This window comes from Enterobacter cloacae complex sp. IR5412 (assembly GCF_049237385.1).
In the GTDB taxonomy this organism is placed as follows: domain Bacteria; phylum Pseudomonadota; class Gammaproteobacteria; order Enterobacterales; family Enterobacteriaceae; genus Enterobacter; species Enterobacter intestinihominis.
On sequence record NZ_JBMKHQ010000003.1, the window covers coordinates 293,666 to 310,135 of the forward strand.

The window sequence follows — 16,470 nt, forward strand, 5'->3', positions numbered from 1 at the left end:
AATGAATGGAATTCAGAACATGTCGCAGGCACTGGGGTGCTGAGTTTATTTCCGATGACGTTGTACGTTTTCGCGTCTGGGCAGAAGGGCAGAAAGATCTCACGTTGCGTTTAACCGACACCGACATTCCGATGGCGGCGGTGGGCGACGGCTGGTTTCAGGTTGACGTGCCCGGCGTCAGACACGGTACGCCGTATCAGTTTGTTTTACAGGATGGAATGGCGGTGCCGGATCCGGCCTCGCGCGCGCAACAGGCTGACGTCAACGGCCCGTCGGTGGTAATCGACCCGCGTCACAACCTGCCCGCACAGCGGGAATGGCAAGGGCGGCCATGGGAAGAGACGGTGATCTACGAGATGCATATCGGCACCTTCACCGGGGAAGGAACCTTCAGGGCGGCCATCGATAAATTGCCTTATCTGGCCGAACTGGGTATTACGCAACTGGAAGTGATGCCCGTGTCCCAGTTCGGGGGCGCGCGCGGATGGGGGTATGATGGCGTACTGCTGTATGCCCCGCACTCAGCTTATGGCACACCGGATGATTTTCATGCCTTCATCGATGCCGCCCACGCGCTCGGGCTTTCCGTGGTGCTGGATATTGTACTCAACCACTTTGGCCCGGAAGGGAACTACCTGCCGTTGCTCTCGCCCACGTTTTTCCATCAGGATCGTATGACCCCGTGGGGCAACGGTATAGCCTATGAGGTTGAAGCCGTCCGGCAATACATCGCTGAGGCGCCGTTATTCTGGCTCTCGGAGTATCATCTTGACGGTCTGCGCTTCGACGCCATCGACCAGATCCATGACAACGCTGAGACCCATATTCTTCCCGAGATAGCGCAACGGATCCGCGACGCCTTTCCGGATCGGCATATCCATCTGACCACCGAAGACAGTCGCAACGTGATTTTCCTGCATCCGCGCGATGAGCATGGTCAGACGCCGCTTTTCACCGCCGAATGGAATGATGATTTTCACAACGCCGCACATGTCTTCGCGACCGGGGAATCACACGCCTATTATCAGGATTTTGCCTTTGAGCCGGAGAAAAAGCTGGCGCGGGCGCTGGCAGAGGGCTTTGTCTACCAGGGGGAAATCTCGCTTCAGACCGGGAAATCGCGCGGGGTAGAGTGTCGCGAGCAACCACCGCAGTTTTTTGTCGATTTTATTCAGAATCACGACCAGGTCGGCAACCGTGCCCAGGGGGAGAGGCTTATCTCTCTGGCTGGAGCGGAGAAAACGCGCGTGCTGTTCGCGGCGCTGCTCCTGTCGCCACATATCCCGCTGCTGTTTATGGGTGAGGAGTATGGCGAAACGCATCCGTTCCTCTTTTTCACCGACTTCCACGGCGACCTGGCGAAAGCCGTGCGGGAGGGGCGCGCGAAAGAGTTTACCGGCCATGCCGGGCACGATGAAACCGTACCGGATCCCAATGACGTAAATACCTTTATGCGGTCGAAGCTTGACTGGAACAAGGCAGACACAGAGGAAGGCAGGGCGTGGCTGCACGTTACGCGCGAACTGATTGCGCTGCGTCAACGCTTTATCGTCCCGTTACTGAAACAGCGAGGCGCCGTGGAGGGTAACGTCCTGCAAACGGCGCTCGGCATGGTTGCCGTGAGCTGGCGTTTTCCGTCCGGTACGCTGTCGCTGGCGCTGAATATCGGCAAAAAGCCCCTCGCCTTACCGGACCTGCCCGGAAAAACGATCTTTAGCTGGCCGGAGGCAGTCGAAAACCTGCCGCCGCACAGCATTGTTGTTCGCTTTGCTGATGGAGAAGCAGCGCTATGATCCCTTCCTCTACTTACCGAATTCAGTTTCGCAACGGCATGACCTTCGATCGCGTGGTAGACCTGATTCCGTATATGAAAGACCTCGGAATTAGCCATCTTTACGCGTCGCCTGTTTTCACCGCAACCACGGATTCCACCCACGGCTATGACGTGACCGACCCCAAAGAAATCGACCCGGCGATTGGCGGGCGGGAAGGGTTTGACCGCATGGCGGCAGCATTAAAGCAGGCGGGAATGGGGCTGATTCTGGATATCGTTCCTAACCATATGTCGACCTCGCTGGAAAACCGCTGGTGGCGCGATGTTATCGAGCACGGTCGGCAGAGCCGCTATGCGGCATATTTTGATATCGACTGGTCCCGACCCCTGACGTTGCCGTTTCTTGGCGACACCTTTGAAGCCGAGCTGGAGCGGGGGGCTATCACCCTGAAACGTGACAGTGTCACCGACAGCGCGGCGTTGGTTTACTATGATACCGCCTATCCGCTTAATCCCGGCACGTATGCCGAAGGCAAGAGCATCGCTGAGATCCACGAGGCGCAAAGCTGGCGGCTGATGTCCTGGCGGGAAGCGCCGAAACAGCTTTCATGGCGGCGCTTTTTTGAAATCACCGGGCTGGTCGGCGTGCGGGTAGAGGATGAGGCGGTATTCGCAGACACGCACCGCCTGATCCTTGAGCTTGTCCACGCCGGGGTTGTCGACGGCCTGCGCATTGACCATGTGGACGGGCTTGCCGATCCGCTGGGCTATTTGCAGCGACTGCGTGCGGCGACCGGACCGGATTGCTACATCACGGTAGAGAAGATCCTCGCCAAAGGGGAACAGCTTCCTCCGGAGTGGCCCATCTCAGGTACTACGGGCTATGAGTTTATCGCCTCCCTGGCGGAAGTGCTGGTGGATGATACCAACCTCTCGCGGCTGGAGACGCTCTACGACGAGACACTGGGTACGACCGTTGACAGGCAGGCGGAACTTCGCAACGCCAAAGGGCTGATGACCGATCGTAATTTTGAAGGTGAATTTACCACGCTGCTTAAAATAGCCAGCGAGCTGGCCGGGCATAACGGTGCCGAAGTGGAGCATGAGGATATCCGCCATGCCCTGCGCGAGCTGCTTATCGCGTTTCCGGTGTATCGCACCTACGGCACCGCACAGGGGCTGACGTCACCGGATGTGGCGCTGCTCAGCCGCGTGGTCGCCAGCGTCAACACCTCTGAACCCGCTCTGAGCCTTATCGTGCGTATTCTTTCCGGCGATCTGCCGGAGCATGACCACGCGCTGGCCTCGCTTTTCCGCACCCGTTTTCAGCAGCTGACCGGGCCGCTGATGGCGAAATCGGTAGAGGATACGCTGTTCTTCCGCCATAACCTGGAGCTGGCCCTGAACGAAGTCGGCGCCGACCCGACGCCGCGCGCGTTTTCACTTTCCCGTTTTCATCAGGAGATGCGCATTCGACTTACCCGTCAGCCCGATGCGCTGCTGGGAACTTCCACCCACGACACCAAACGCGGCGAGGATGCTCGAGCTCGTCTGTATACGCTGACGGAAGCGCCAGATCTGTGGGGAGAAAATCTGGCGCGCTGGCGGCAAATGAACCAGACGCAGGTCCGATTCCTCAACGATGGCACCGCGCCGAACGCCGCCGACACCTGGATGATCTTCCAGGCGCTGGCGGGCGTCTGGCCAGCAACCCTGTCGCCTGAGGATCGTGATGGCCTTAAGTCACTGGAAGAGCGTTTCCTCGGCTTTATCGAGAAAGCCCTGCGCGAGGCCAAGCAGCGTACCGACTGGATCGACAGCAACGAAGGTTACGAGAGCGTGGTCCTGGACTACGTGCGCCATCTGCTTTCCCCGGATAACACCCTGTTCCTGCGTGATTTCAGTGCCGCACTCCAGCCGTTTATTTGGGCTGGGTTAATGAACAGCCTGAGCCAGACGGTGATCAAACTGACTGCGCCTGGCGTACCGGACATCTACCAGGGCAGCGAGGGGCTTAACTTCAGCCTCGTCGACCCGGATAACCGCCGCGAACCGGATTTCGCCGCACTGGCGGAAAACCTCAGCGTAGCGGATGGCACTGTTTTTAACGATGCGCAACGCTGGCGAGACGGCAGCGTGAAGCAGTACGTCACCGCCACGCTGTTACGGCTTCGGCCACATTACTCCGCGCTTTTCCGCTACGGCGACTGGCTGCCGCTGAAGGTAACCGGCGAGCGGGAGGAGAATCTGATCGTTTATGCCCGCATCAAAGATGACGAGGCGCTGATCGTCGCCGTGCCGCGCCTGGTGTTTGACGTCACCGATAATGCGATGCTGTGGGCCAATACTACCGTGGCCATACCCCAGGCGCTGGCCGGGAAGCACTACCGGGATCTGTTTACCGGTGAGCGTCGCCTTCTGCCAGAGACGCTGGATTTAACGTCTGAAAAGGGATGTTTGTTGGTTCTGCTTACCTGCGAATAATCGAGGAGAACAAAAATGCCAAAGGATACAACGTTTGAAATTCGGGCCGGTCATGGCCAACAGTTGGGCGCAAATTATGACGGAAAAGGGGTGAACTTTGCCCTGTTTTCCGCCCACGCGGAGCGGGTGGAGCTGTGTCTGTTTGATCCTTCGGGAAAAACAGAAATCGCCCGTCTGGAACTGCCGGAATATACCCATGAGGTCTGGCACGGCTATGTGCCGGACCTGAAACCGGGGGCGCTGTATGGCTACCGCGTTTACGGCCCCTACGATCCGGAGAACGGTCACCGCTTCAACCCCAATAAGCTGCTTATTGACCCCTATGCCCGTGAACTGGTAGGTGAAATTGAGTGGAACGATGCCCACTTCGGCTATGAGCTGGGACACGACGAGCTGGATCTCAGTTTTGACACGCGAGACAGCGCGCCGTTTACGCCCAAATGTAAGGTCATCGACCCCAATGCCGTTGACTGGCAGGACTCACGCCGGCCCGATATCCCGTGGCCGCATACCGTGGTCTATGAAAGCCACGTAAAAGGCTTTACCCAGCTTAACCCGGCTATTCCGCCTGAACTGCGCGGTACGTTTGAGGGGATGGGGCATAAAGCCTCGGTGGAGTACATCAAAAGCCTCGGCATTACCTCGGTCGAGCTGCTGCCGGTTCACTGGTTCCCGGACGATCAGCACCTGCTCGATCGCGGCCTGAAAAACTTCTGGGGCTATAACTCGCTCGGTTTCTTTGCGCCAGCGTCCCGCTATTACGGCCCGGCGGGGATCCAGGGTTTCCGCGACATGGTGCGTGCTTATCATGACGCGGGCATCGAGGTGATCCTCGACGTGGTCTATAACCACACGGCGGAGGGCAATGAGCTGGGGCCAACCCTGTCGTTTAAGGGGATTGATAACTTCTGCTATTACCGCACCATGCCGGATCAGCACCGGTATTACATCAACGACACCGGCACCGGGAACACCGTTAACACCTCGCACCCGCGCGTGTTGCAGATGGTCATGGACTCCCTGCGTTACTGGGCGGAATCGATGCAGATTGACGGTTTCCGCTTTGACCTCGGAACCATTCTCGGACGCGAGCCGGAGGGATTCGACCCGCGCGGCGGCTTCTTTGATGCCGTGACCCAGGATCCGGTGCTGTCGAAGCTGAAGCTTATCGGTGAACCGTGGGATATCGGCCCAGGGGGGTATCAGGTGGGGGGCTTCCCGCCAGGCTGGGGCGAGTGGAACGACAAATACCGCGACACGGTACGTGAATACTGGAAGGGAGATAACGTTTCTAACGATTTTGCCGCCCGTCTGTTAGGGTCCGGTGATTTGTACGATCTGCGCGGACGTCGTCCGTGGGCCAGCGTCAATTTTATCACCGCGCATGACGGCTTTACGCTGAACGACCTGGTATCCTACAACGAGAAGCATAACGCCGATAACGGGGAAGATAATAACGACGGACATAACGATAACCGGTCGTATAACTACGGTGAAGAAGGGCCGACGGAGAACCCCGATATCATCGCCACCCGCGAGCGGCAAAAGCGCAACTTCCTCACCACGCTCTTCTTCTCCCACGGCACGCCGATGCTGCTGGCAGGTGATGAGTTTGGCCGGACGCAAAAGGGCAATAATAACGGCTATTGCCAGGACAGCGAGATCTCCTGGATAAACTGGGAAGGACTCTCTGAAAACGACGAGAAGCTGCGCGACTTTACCCGTCGGTTGATTGCTCTGCGCGCTGAGCAGCCGCTGCTGCGCCGTGAAAACTGGCGCGACGGGCTTGAGATCCGCTGGTTTAACGCCGGTGGCGGACCGCAGCAGTCGGAACAGTGGGACGAGGGTTCCACCCTTGGTCTTGCCATCAGCCGTCCGGATCTTGAGCAGGAAGAGGGCATCTGGCACGACGTGCTGATGCTGTTTAACCCGTTTGAAGGCACGGTGCCATTCCAGATCCCGCAGTTTGGCGAAGGGGGCTGGGTGCTGGAGCTTTCGACGGCGGATGATGCCCCTACAGGGGAAATCATCACGGAATCCGTCGATTATGAACTGGCCGGGCGGAGCATAACGCTTTTCCGCCGTCCTTAAAGCGAGGCCGCCGCGCGTGCGGCGGTATCATACAGGGAGGAGATCGCGCGGAGTAACTGCGCGGTCTCACCAATCGACGCGCCTGGAATGCCGCTTTCCGCATGAATGTTGATCAGGCAGGCTTCCCGTACCTCCCGGTACTTCATGCACAGCGCTTTGCCTTCCTCCGTCGTCGAGAAAAAGAGCTCTTTCCCCGCTTTTTCACTGGTGACGTAACCCGCCTTTACCAGCTTTTTCAGCGCATACGTCACCACGTGGGTATCTTCCACGTTCAGCACAAAGCAGATGTCGGCCAGCTTTTTCTTGCGGTTGCGGTGGTTTACGTGGTGCAGAAGCGAGACGTCGAAAGCGCCCATATCCGGTTCACCTGCTGCGGTCATGCAGCGCACCATCCATTTGTTAAACGCATTGCTGGTCATGATCAACGCGTATTCCAGCTCCGACAGTTCGGCACACCGCTCTGAGACGAGATGGCGGGAGGAGACGATACGCCCGTCCGCAATGTCGTCGTGGTTTAACGCTGTTTTCGTTTTCTTTGTCGTCATACCGATCCTTTCTCCAGAATGTAAACCCGTCGATAAAATAAGAACATTTTATTGATAAATTGTTTACATGTTTTTGACGTTCAGATATAGCTTTTTAGTGCAGGTTCTGTGGAGCCTGACGCAAAACACAACATCGCGCGCCGTAATGCACCGGCTTCGCTCTGCTGCGAAGTATAAAAAATAGCCGTCGGCGCGCAACGCTCACTTTGGATAGGGTAACGTTTATGGACAGTTCTACACTGTTGCCACTTATCGGGATTCCGGTGGTGGTTATTGGTTTTGCACTGCGTTTCAACCCGCTGCTGGTTGTCGTGGTGGCGGGGCTGGCAACGGGCCTGCTGGTTGGCATGGATTTCGGTATGCTGCTGGAAACCTTTGGCGAAAAGTTTGTGAATAGCCGATCGCTCGCTACTTTCATTCTGATCCTGCCGGTGATTGGCCTGCTGGAGTATTACGGGCTGAAAGAGCGCGCCCAGGCCTGGGTCGCGAAGATCGCCAGCGCCACCTCGGCGCGTATCCTGATGCTCTACTTTGTTGCCCGCGAAGGGACGGCTGCGCTGGGCCTGATGTCGCTTGGCGGCCACGCACAAACGGTGCGTCCTCTGCTGGCGCCGATGGCCGAAGGGGCGGCCCTGAATGAATACGGCGAACTGCCGCAGACTATCCGCGACAAAATCAAAGCCCATGCCGCTGCGTGTGACAATATCGCGGTTTTCTTTGGGGAAGATATCTTTATCGCCTTTGGCGCGGTACTGCTGATTGATGCGTTCCTGAAAGAGAACGGGATCGAGGGGATCGAACCGCTGCATATCGGCCTGTGGGCCATTCCGACCGCTATTGCGGCACTGATCATCCATATGATGCGTCTGCTGCGCCTCGACGCCAGCATTCGTCGCGACGTGATGGCCTGGAGAGCAGAGCAGGGTACGCAGGAGATCGCACCATGATGACCTTTATCACCATTAACCGCGTGTACTACCTGATCGGTTTTGTCGTGATGCTGCTGGTTGTGATGACCCTTCGCGATCGCGCTAACCCGAAACGCTATACCACCGCGCTGTTCTGGTTTCTGTTTGGCGGGATCTTCCTGTTTGGCGATCTGATGGTGCAGGAGCTGGGTAAGTCGCTGGCGTATCGCATTATTGGCGGCGCCGTTATCGTGATTGCGCTACTGGCCGGTTTCGGGCTGGTCGGGAAGGGGCATTATAAAATGTCCACCGAGGAGGAGCGGGTTGCCTCATCACACCGGCTGAAAAACTGGCTATTCTTGCCCGCGCTGATGATCCCGGTGGTGACGGTCATCGGGACGCTGTTTCTGAAAGGCGTGTCGATTGGCGGTGTCTATCTGCTCGACCAGAAGCAGCTTACGCTGGCGGCGCTGTGCGTGGCCTGCGTGGCGGCTATCCTCACCGGCTGGTGGCTGACAAAAGGTACGCCGCTGCATGCGGTTCGTCAGTCGCGTCGCCTGGTCGATACCATTGGCTGGGCGGTGATCCTGCCGCAGATGCTCGCCATGCTCGGCGGGGTGTTTGTGGTGGCGAATACCGGTGAATCGGTACAAAAGGTGGTCAGCCTGTTTGTGAACCCGGACAGCCGCTTCATGCTGGTGGTCATTTATTGCGTGGGGATGGCGCTGTTTACCATGATTATGGGCAACGCCTTCGCTGCCTTCCCGGTGTTAAGCGCCGGTATCGCTCTGCCATTCCTGATTAACGTCCATCACGGTAACCCGGCACCATTGCTGGCTATCGGCATGTACGCAGGCTATTGCGGCACGCTGATGACCCCGATGGCCGCCAACTTCAACATCGTGCCCGCCGCGCTGCTGGAGCTAAAAGACAAATATCAGGTTATCAAGATCCAGATCCCGACCGCGTTAACCTTGCTGGTGGTGAACGTGTTCTTAATGTATTTCCTCGTGTTTCGCTAAGGAGCTGCAATGGAATTAACGCAACATCAGGCTGACGCCTTCGCCAGAATGCCGTTGACCTATTTACGTCAGGAATACCCGAACCACATTATGCATCTGCTCAACGATGACGGCGACGTTCTGCCGCCTCGCGAGCTGCACCCGATCTTTTACGGCTGTTTTGACTGGCACTCTGCGGTGCACGGCTACTGGCTGCTGCTGCGCTGCCTGCGTCTCTGGCCCAAACTGCCGTGTCGGGAAGAGATCATCACTCTCTTCGAAGAACACCTGACCGACGAGAAGGTGGCGAAGGAGTTGGCCTATTTTACCGCGCCGTTCCGCGCGTCGTTTGAGCGACCTTATGGCTACGGCTGGCTGCTGGCGCTGGCCCAGGAGCTGAAACAATCGTCACTGCCGCAGGCGGAGCGCTGGTACCAGACGCTGCAACCGTTAACGCGGGATATTCGCCAGCGGCTGGTGGATTACCTCAGCAAGCTTACCTATCCGATCCGCGTTGGGACGCACTACAACACGGCGTTTGCGCTCGCGCTGGGGCTGGATTATGCCCGGGCGGTGAACGATGACACGCTTGAGCGCGCCATCCTGGACGCGGCAACGCGGTTTTACCTCGCGGACACGCATTATCCTGCGCATTATGAGCCGGGTGGCGACGAGTATATCTCCGGAGCGCTGACCGAGGCCCTGCTGATGAGTAAGGTGGTGGAGGATTTCCCGGCCTGGTTCGATGCGTTTCTGCCTGAAGTGGGCGCCGTTTCTGCGCTCATGAACCCGGCTGAGGTGAGCGATCGCACCGACCCGAAAATCGCGCATCTGGACGGTCTCAACCTCAGCCGTGCCTGGTGTATGAAGCACATTGCCCGCGCCCTGCCGGAAAATCATCACGCCCGGAAGCCATTACGCGATGCCGTTGCGCGCCATCTCTCGGCAAGCGTGGAGCATGTTGTCGGCAGTCACTACAGCGGCGGGCACTGGCTGGCGAGTTTTGCGCTGCTGGCACTGGAGTAGCGCTTAGTTGTATATCAGACTAAATGTTGCCAGGCTGTCTGCCAGCCCCGCGGTGGCCTGGGTTTCGGTGCGCACATATTGTGCGTCGTAATCCAGGGAAAACGCGGTCTGCCGGGCAGCGTTGGCAAAAGGTTCGACACCGGTGCTGTTGAGAGGAACGGTTGTGCCTCTGGCGGCACCGTAGTTATCGCCATACAGAATGCGGATCCCCACGCCGGTAGCGGCGCTCTCCTGTTGACTTAGCGCCAGCACATCGTGATTCTGCGCGTCTTTTTCAGTCGGACCAAAGAACCCGATCTTCACCGCTGCCGTTTGGGATGCGTCACAGACCAGAGGGATGATGAAGCGGTGTTTATCCCCATCCATTCCTTTGTTGAGATCGCTTACGCTACTTTGTCCCATATTAACGGTGATGTTGTTATCCGAGATATAACAGCTCGATTTATGCACTTTCAGGTCGGCGGCAGCGACTTCAACCGTCACGCCAGCTTCAGATATCACCGCGCCGTTAGCATCCTCCAGAATCAGCGTTCCTGCGCGAATTTGCCCGCTGTTCGGCTGTTCATAGACAATCTCTTGCGCGGTTTTATAAAACACGACGAAGAACTGGGTCGCCATTTGCCAGGGATCGTTTGTGCTGCAAATCGCAACGCTGTCATCCCCCGAGGCGATGTAATGCACGGGTTCGGCTGCACAGTGCGTGGTTTCGCGAATGCCCACCGCAAACCCGACGCCGGGAATATCTGGCACGTCATAAACGGAGGCCGGGGCGCCCGTACCGTTCGGCGCCACGCCGCTGACGGGCGCTACGGTTAAGGCGTTATTGGCCACAAAGCGCATCGTTACCGGGCCGGTTCCCTCAGGACAGTTATAAAATGAGCGGTTTTCCTGGCCCAGGATAGCGCCTGAAAGCATCGACCCCGGAGGGATCGAGGGGTTATCAGTGATCGAGTAGTTTTGAAAGTTAATGACCGCATCGCCCATGGTCGGCGGGCAGGTCTGAGACGCCCTTGCCGTAGCGTGAATCAGCAAAAAAGCGAGCATCAGGAGATTGATTAAACGGTTGATATTGTTCACAGATATCTCAGTAAGTTATTGGCACTGAAGCTTCAGAAGCGTGACCGGAGTGCGGCCAGCGGTATCCGTAAGGCGTAATGGGGCGCTACAGCGCATATCCTGGCCGTTCTGCCGCCAGCTGGCATGCAAGGTCCCGCGTAGCGGCACGCCGCTGAGATAGATCTGTCCTGCTTCGCCAACGATGCCGACGCTTGATTTCGCAGACGTCCCGTTCGAGACATACGCGCTGGCGCCGAATGGAAGCGGGCGCCCGTGTGCCGTAAGGGTGATGAGCGTTCTGATGCCCACGTGGGTATGGTAATTCGCCAGGACGACCGCGCCGCTGGTCGGCACAATCGTTCTGCTGTTCTGGTCCAGATCGACATTTTCTGCCAGCGTTTCGGTATCCAGCGAAATGGTGTTTTTGTGATACGCCGATAAGGTTGGCATCACGGCATAACCTCGGGAGTCGGTGTGAACGTTGGTCGCCCCTTCAACCTGAACGTCCGACGCCTCGTCAGCGCGGATCAGCGCCAGGGTATCCCCAAGGCTTTGGCTCAACGTCACCCCATACTGTGTTGCCACAATGCCGCCTGCTGTGCCGTAGTTCACGCGGTTGCTATAGCGATCGTGGCTGTACCCGAGACTGGCGCTGCCATAACCGCCGTGATAAGCCAGCGCAAGGTTGCTGTTCGCGGTATTGGCCTGGTTGTCGAAGCCCTGCTGGAGGTTATAGTTCAGGCGATCGTGGGCCAGCGCCGTACCATACAGCGAAACCTGCCGGGTAGTATGGCCATCAAGGTTATTGTTGAGGCTGTAGCTGGTTGTTGCGCCGGGTAACCAGCGGCTGAGTGGGACGCTGATGCTAAGGTTTATCGCCCGTTCGTTGTCGCTATCATCAGCGCTTGAGCGGGTGAGATAATACCCAACACTCAACGACACCCCTTTGTAGTTTGCGTAATAGCCAAGATGGACGGTTTGATCGACCGCCGAGGCGTTCCAGTAATCCTGACGGTAAAAGGATGCGCTGATATTGCCCAGCGCACCGAGATCCTGCGTCAAACTGAACTGCGTGCGGTTACGCCGGTTATGCACGTGCTGGTCTGGGTCGCTGTCATCATTTGCTTCACTGAAACTGTAAAAGTCATGCGTCGTGTAATGGCTGGTCGAAAGGGTGAGCGACGTGTTCGTCTCAGCGAGATTTTTTTGGTACTGAGCGCGTATTTGCTGCCCGAGGGCCAGCCTGTCATCACTGAGGTGTGCTTTCGCCGCAACGGTGTCCACACCCAGTGCCCCAAACCGGCCAAAATCTTTACCTAATCCCAGCGCGAGAGCCTGATAGTGGCCGGAAAGCTCCGCTCCGCCGTACAGCGTCAGGCTTGAAGACAATCCGTAAAAGGCGGAGGCCTGAACAAACGGCGGGGTTTCGCCCTCGGCGTCAGGGCTGTTATACCGTCCGGCGCTGGCGCTGAATTTCAGTCGTTTCTCCCGTAGCATAAAGGCCACCGAGGAGTAGGGTTGGGTGAACGTGCGTTCGCTGCCGTCACTTTCATGGACCGTGATCTCAAGATCGCCGCTTTGCGAAGTGGGGAAGAGATCGCTAATGACAAATGCGCCAGGCGCAACATAGGTTTCATAGATGGTGTAACCGTGCTGGCGAACGCTGACGCGGGCATTGCTGTGAGCGACCCCGCGGATCGTGGGCGCGAAACCGCGCTGGCTGTCCGGCAGCATATTCTCATCCGAGGCAAGCTGAAGCCCCGTAAACTGAAAACTGTCAAAAACCTCGCCAGACGTGTAGGCATTCCCTATTGTTAACGCGCTCTTCAGCGGCGTAATGGCCCGCTGGAGTGATGTTCCCTGGGACTGCCAGTGATGGGTATTACCATATTCAAACGTGGCGTAATTGCGTAAACGCCACGCCCCCAGGTTGATACCGGATCGCAGGCTCAGATAGCTGCTGTTGTCATGAATATTGTCGATGTTGGTTGTCGAGCCCGTAAGATTGTAATCGACAAAAGCAGCGGGGATGCCGTCGTCCCACTGTTCGGGAGGAATATAATCGGCACTTTTTTGCAACATGGCTGCCTGCGGAATGCTGAAAACCAGTTGATGATGGGTGAAGTCAAAATGCGTCGACGCATCGGGAATATATTTGCCGATGTCCGTAAATGTCTCCTCGTCATGCAGCGCATCGAACGAAGAGAAGGCCGCGATGTTTACCCCAAGTCTCTTGAGGTACGCCAGGTTGAGGACCGGTGAGAGCGTTCCCCCGGTATCAACGAATGCAATTTCGCGCTCATCCCGCTGCGTCTGGTTAACAACAACCGCGACACGATAACGTCCCGGCTGCTGACCGCCTTGTCGGGAAAAATAGCTTAAGTCGCTAGCCTGCTGCTGATCTGCGGTGATCTCCAGCGCCTGAGGATCGAAGTACTCATCGGCCTGTGCCCGGCGCACATGAATGCCAGACGTGACCGCACCCGCAAGCATCGCGAGCGTATAAATGCGGGGTAAATTGCGTGGGCCGAGAGAATGCATGTGCGGTCGTTGGCTACATTCGCCAAAGGCGTATTGTCACAGCGTCAGGATTGCGTGGCGACTCTCGTCAGCCCGCCGTAATCGTTGATCGCCTGCCAGCGAATGGTCCCCGAGCAGGGAATGTGCCATTGACGATCGGAGAAGGGGTCAATCATTCCCGGCATTTCAACGTCGGTGTTCCCAACGCTGACCTTGTAAAACGATACAAACCAGGGCGAGGGGTTGTGTGCGCTAAGCGTATTATTACGACAGGTAAATTTTAATTTTTTGTAGGCAAGTTCGGCATTGCCTTTCAACCCTGCGGGACGGAAAAATAACTTGAATTTTGACTTCACGTTAATCTGCAATTTGTTGCTGTTTGCTTTTTTGCTCGGGGCAATATTTTTGATGTTAAGCCAAAAAACAGATTCCCGGTCAGTGGGTAATGGCGTTCCAAGATAATTGATGCGCAGCGAGTTTTTCTGTTCCGCATCTAAACGAAATAACGTAGGCGTCACGATAAAGGGCGGAGCGGTTTTATTTTTACTGTCAATATTTTCAATCCACGACTGAATAAGATAAGGGGTTTCTTTTTCCATATTGGTAATGGAAAATGCCACTTCTCTTTGCCCCTCAAGGTAAACAACACGCGTACCGCCCATCACGACCCCCGCGTGTGCTGACAGACTCATGCCGAACGAATAAAAGAACAGGGCCGCGGTGAGTTTCTTCATTTTCAGATCCCCGTAGAGGAAAAAGATAAGCAGAGCAAGCTCTGCTTATCATCAGTCGATCAGTTATAAACCATCAGGAAATTGGCATCTGCGTCGGCTTCTCCGGTGCTGACGACATCGGTGGTGGCATTATAATTGGCGTAGAAATTGAGTGTTTTTGAATCTTCCCCTTCGGCAAGGTCGATACTCTGAGAAATATCACCAATTTTAATCTGCGTGTTACGATCGCTTTCATAGAGTTTAACGGCAACGCCAGTCGCCGTATTGCCATCGCTGTCCACGGAAGAATTTAAACCCAGCAGGGTATTATCATTCGCATCTTTGTTACCATCAAACAACACGGCAACGGTTTTAACGGAATCCGGGCAACCTTCAACTGAGATCTGGAAAGGCGTGCGCGTGGTCTCTTTTTGGGTGGCAAAGTAGCTTGCAGCCCAGGTGCCTAATTCAACGGTTTGCCCTGCTGAGTCGGTGGTGATATTACAGGATGCATCGGTAATCTTACCGGTAAAATGGACTACGCCGCCCGTGCCCTGAGTCCCCGCATCGTTCTCTGGGTTGGTATTAATATTATTGTCGCTGTCACCAGAAGGAAGGCCCGCCAGCGCACTGCCACTTGCCATCATCAGGCCACAAAGGGTTAATGCGATCATGTTTTTTTTGTTGATCATGCCTATTGTTCTCATTCGCTCAAATATGTCAGTCTGGATATGCTGCTAGCAACACTGCCGGTGGCGTTATTGCTCAGAAAAAACAGCGCGAATGCTAACAAAATGCCAATCCAGGCCATAACAAAAGGTTGTCTAAAATTAAATTACTTTATTTTACGAAACTCCGTAACTTTCTTGTAACCTTACTTCGGGTTTGCTGATGTCGTTTATTGATGTTACGAATCTAATTCCTGCCTGAGCGTTTATATTAGCCTTGTCACAGACGGTGCATTATTCATTGTGAGCTCAGCGGTGCTGCTTTGTTATTGTCTCGTCCTGGCAGGAATAAAAATGAAGATATTTATTATTTCTATTGGGATATCAACGAATGAAACTGACTAAAATTGGTGCGACGCTTATTCTGACTTTCTGTGGCGCGAGCGCGGCGACGGCTTCTAACACTATCACATTTAATGGAACGGTGCTCGATCAGGGTTGTGATATTGCCGTTGATGGCGGCACGGCAAATGCGACCGTTGATCTGGGCTCAACGGCGGCAACCGACCTCGCTACAAAAGGCGACCTTGGCGCGCCAAAACAGTTTGTGTTCGACCTGAATAACTGCCCAACCAGCACGACTGCAAATATTGTCTTCTCAGGCCCTGTTGATGCTGTTGCAGCCGATCCATCCTATTTTGCAAACACTGCTACGCTGGGTGCGGCAACCAACGTGGCCGTTCAGCTCAAGCAGGGCGGCTCAAATGGTACCATCGTCAAAAATAATGCAGATAACGATCCTATTACTTTCACCGATGGCACAGCGAGTCAAACCTATACCGCGCAGATGATTGCCACCGGGCAGGCCGTTGCCGGCGATGTTAACGCTGTTATTACCTATAACGTCCGTTATAACTGATTCCGCAGGAGGGGAAACCCTCCTTTTTAGTTTGTGAGTGCATTATGAAACCCATCGCCGCTGTTATTTTTTGCGTGGCCAGCGCCGCCAGCCTGAACGCGTCCGCCAGTATTGTTACCGGGAGTACGCGGGTTATTTTTGACGGCTCCCGCCAGGCCGCCTCTTTGTCCGTTGAAAACTCTGACAAGGTTACTAACCTGGTACAGTCGTGGATTAGCCCGGCTAAAGGCAGCCCGTTAAAAAAAGAAAATATGATTATTACGCCACCGCTATTCCGTCTGGAAGCCGGGAAAAAAGCGTCAATTCGTATTGTGCGTTCAGGTTTACCTGTTCCGGAAGATCGTGAATCGCTGTTATGGCTGAACGTGAAAGGGATCCCCGCTACCGACGGTAGTGAAGGTAAAAATACGATGCAAATTGCCATCAACTCAAAGATTAAGCTGATCTACCGTCCGGCAGCATTACAGGGGCAGACACCAGAATCCAGTGCGGAAAAGCTTAAGTGGAACCTGACCGCGAAGGGTTTACAGGTCAATAACCCGACACCTTTTTATATGAACTTCTCACGAATTGAAATTAATCACCATGCGTTAAGCGGACAGTATTTTGTCGCGCCATTCTCCACGTTGAGTATTTCTGAAGGTGTTATGTCACCTCACGGCAAAGTAACCTGGTCGCTTATTAATGATTATGGCGTGAAAGGCCCGGACAAAGTCACCTCATATTAATCGACACCGTAAGTCTCCCGCACGGATACAGGGTTAC

Annotated in this window: 13 protein-coding genes; 8 read left to right on the plus strand and 5 right to left on the minus strand. The window is 55.6% G+C overall.

Annotation, left to right across the window (positions count from 1 at the left end; all coding sequences use genetic code 11):
- Positions 1–5: 5 nt before the first annotated feature.
- From treZ to glgX, 3 genes are read left to right on the plus strand one after another with little or no spacing between them, the layout of a single operon-like run.
- Positions 6–1,793, plus strand: a complete 1,788-nt coding sequence (gene treZ, locus ACOTX2_RS07685) for a malto-oligosyltrehalose trehalohydrolase (protein WP_063147310.1) — start codon at positions 6–8, stop codon at positions 1,791–1,793.
- Positions 1,790–4,258, plus strand: a complete 2,469-nt coding sequence (gene treY / locus ACOTX2_RS07690; protein WP_063147311.1) for a malto-oligosyltrehalose synthase — start codon at positions 1,790–1,792, stop codon at positions 4,256–4,258. Before treZ ends, treY begins: the two co-directional genes overlap by 4 nt.
- A 15-nt stretch (positions 4,259–4,273) precedes the next feature.
- Positions 4,274–6,349: a glycogen debranching protein GlgX gene (gene glgX, locus ACOTX2_RS07695; RefSeq protein ID WP_022648158.1), complete on the plus strand. Its 2,076-nt coding sequence runs from the start codon at positions 4,274–4,276 to the stop codon at positions 6,347–6,349.
- Here the strand turns inward: glgX and ACOTX2_RS07700 are convergent.
- A complete protein-coding gene (locus tag ACOTX2_RS07700; protein WP_022648157.1) occupies positions 6,346–6,894 on the minus strand; it encodes a winged helix DNA-binding protein in 549 nt (182 codons plus the stop codon). The genes glgX and ACOTX2_RS07700 overlap by 4 nt on opposite strands.
- 224 nt (positions 6,895–7,118) lie before the next feature.
- Between ACOTX2_RS07700 and ACOTX2_RS07705 the strand changes: the two genes are divergently transcribed.
- From ACOTX2_RS07705 to ACOTX2_RS07715, 3 genes are read left to right on the plus strand one after another with little or no spacing between them, the layout of a single operon-like run.
- Complete coding sequence (locus ACOTX2_RS07705; RefSeq protein WP_063147312.1) at positions 7,119–7,841, plus strand: DUF969 domain-containing protein; 723 nt, start codon at positions 7,119–7,121, stop codon at positions 7,839–7,841.
- A complete protein-coding gene (locus ACOTX2_RS07710; RefSeq protein WP_038416071.1) occupies positions 7,838–8,824 on the plus strand; it encodes a DUF979 domain-containing protein in 987 nt (328 codons plus the stop codon). The genes ACOTX2_RS07705 and ACOTX2_RS07710 overlap by 4 nt, the downstream gene beginning before the upstream one ends.
- A 9-nt stretch (positions 8,825–8,833) precedes the next feature.
- Positions 8,834–9,829: a DUF2891 domain-containing protein gene (locus ACOTX2_RS07715; RefSeq protein ID WP_063147313.1), complete on the plus strand. Its 996-nt coding sequence runs from the start codon at positions 8,834–8,836 to the stop codon at positions 9,827–9,829.
- A 3-nt stretch (positions 9,830–9,832) separates the two neighbouring features.
- On the opposite strand, the gene ACOTX2_RS07720 is transcribed toward ACOTX2_RS07715, so the two are convergent.
- Genes ACOTX2_RS07720 through ACOTX2_RS07735 form a run of 4 tightly spaced genes read right to left on the minus strand, consistent with a single transcriptional unit; the run spans position 9,833 to position 14,810 of the window.
- Positions 9,833–10,906 carry a fimbrial protein gene (locus ACOTX2_RS07720; protein ID WP_063147314.1) on the minus strand — a complete coding sequence of 358 codons (1,074 nt, stop codon included), beginning with the start codon at positions 10,904–10,906 and terminating at the stop codon, positions 9,833–9,835.
- A gap of 15 nt (positions 10,907–10,921) precedes the next feature.
- Complete coding sequence (locus tag ACOTX2_RS07725) at positions 10,922–13,426, minus strand: fimbria/pilus outer membrane usher protein (protein WP_226856286.1); 2,505 nt, start codon at positions 13,424–13,426, stop codon at positions 10,922–10,924.
- A 44-nt stretch (positions 13,427–13,470) separates the two neighbouring features.
- Entirely contained in the window at positions 13,471–14,139 is a 669-nt protein-coding gene (locus ACOTX2_RS07730; RefSeq protein WP_063147315.1) for a fimbrial biogenesis chaperone, read from the minus strand.
- A gap of 59 nt (positions 14,140–14,198) precedes the next feature.
- Positions 14,199–14,810, minus strand: coding sequence for a fimbrial protein (locus ACOTX2_RS07735; RefSeq protein WP_022648150.1), 612 nt, complete (start codon positions 14,808–14,810; stop codon positions 14,199–14,201).
- 367 nt (positions 14,811–15,177) lie between these two features.
- Here ACOTX2_RS07735 and ACOTX2_RS07740 point away from each other — a divergent pair, with 367 nt between their 5' ends.
- Positions 15,178–15,705: a fimbrial protein gene (locus ACOTX2_RS07740; RefSeq protein WP_022648149.1), complete on the plus strand. Its 528-nt coding sequence runs from the start codon at positions 15,178–15,180 to the stop codon at positions 15,703–15,705.
- Positions 15,706–15,749: 44 nt separating this feature from the next.
- Positions 15,750–16,433, plus strand: a complete 684-nt coding sequence (locus tag ACOTX2_RS07745) for a fimbria/pilus periplasmic chaperone (protein WP_046621508.1) — start codon at positions 15,750–15,752, stop codon at positions 16,431–16,433.
- The last annotated feature ends 37 nt before the right edge of the window (positions 16,434–16,470 follow it).

What these genes read in the sequence shown, in the direction of transcription:
- ACOTX2_RS07730 (WP_063147315.1), bottom strand. Translation starts at nt 14,139, where the DNA reads ATGAAGAAACTCACCGCGGCCCTGTTCTTTTATTCGTTCGGCATGAGT.
- ACOTX2_RS07700 (WP_022648157.1), bottom strand. Translation starts at nt 6,894, where the DNA reads ATGACGACAAAGAAAACGAAAACAGCGTTAAACCACGACGACATTGCG.
- treY (WP_063147311.1), top strand. Translation starts at nt 1,790, where the DNA reads ATGATCCCTTCCTCTACTTACCGAATTCAGTTTCGCAACGGCATGACC.
- ACOTX2_RS07710 (WP_038416071.1), top strand. Translation starts at nt 7,838, where the DNA reads ATGATGACCTTTATCACCATTAACCGCGTGTACTACCTGATCGGTTTT.
- ACOTX2_RS07715 (WP_063147313.1), top strand. Translation starts at nt 8,834, where the DNA reads ATGGAATTAACGCAACATCAGGCTGACGCCTTCGCCAGAATGCCGTTG.
- ACOTX2_RS07705 (WP_063147312.1), top strand. Translation starts at nt 7,119, where the DNA reads ATGGACAGTTCTACACTGTTGCCACTTATCGGGATTCCGGTGGTGGTT.
- treZ (WP_063147310.1), top strand. Translation starts at nt 6, where the DNA reads ATGGAATTCAGAACATGTCGCAGGCACTGGGGTGCTGAGTTTATTTCC.
- glgX (WP_022648158.1), top strand. Translation starts at nt 4,274, where the DNA reads ATGCCAAAGGATACAACGTTTGAAATTCGGGCCGGTCATGGCCAACAG.
- ACOTX2_RS07745 (WP_046621508.1), top strand. Translation starts at nt 15,750, where the DNA reads ATGAAACCCATCGCCGCTGTTATTTTTTGCGTGGCCAGCGCCGCCAGC.
- ACOTX2_RS07725 (WP_226856286.1), bottom strand. Translation starts at nt 13,426, where the DNA reads ATGCATTCTCTCGGCCCACGCAATTTACCCCGCATTTATACGCTCGCG.
- ACOTX2_RS07735 (WP_022648150.1), bottom strand. Translation starts at nt 14,810, where the DNA reads ATGATCAACAAAAAAAACATGATCGCATTAACCCTTTGTGGCCTGATG.
- ACOTX2_RS07740 (WP_022648149.1), top strand. Translation starts at nt 15,178, where the DNA reads ATGAAACTGACTAAAATTGGTGCGACGCTTATTCTGACTTTCTGTGGC.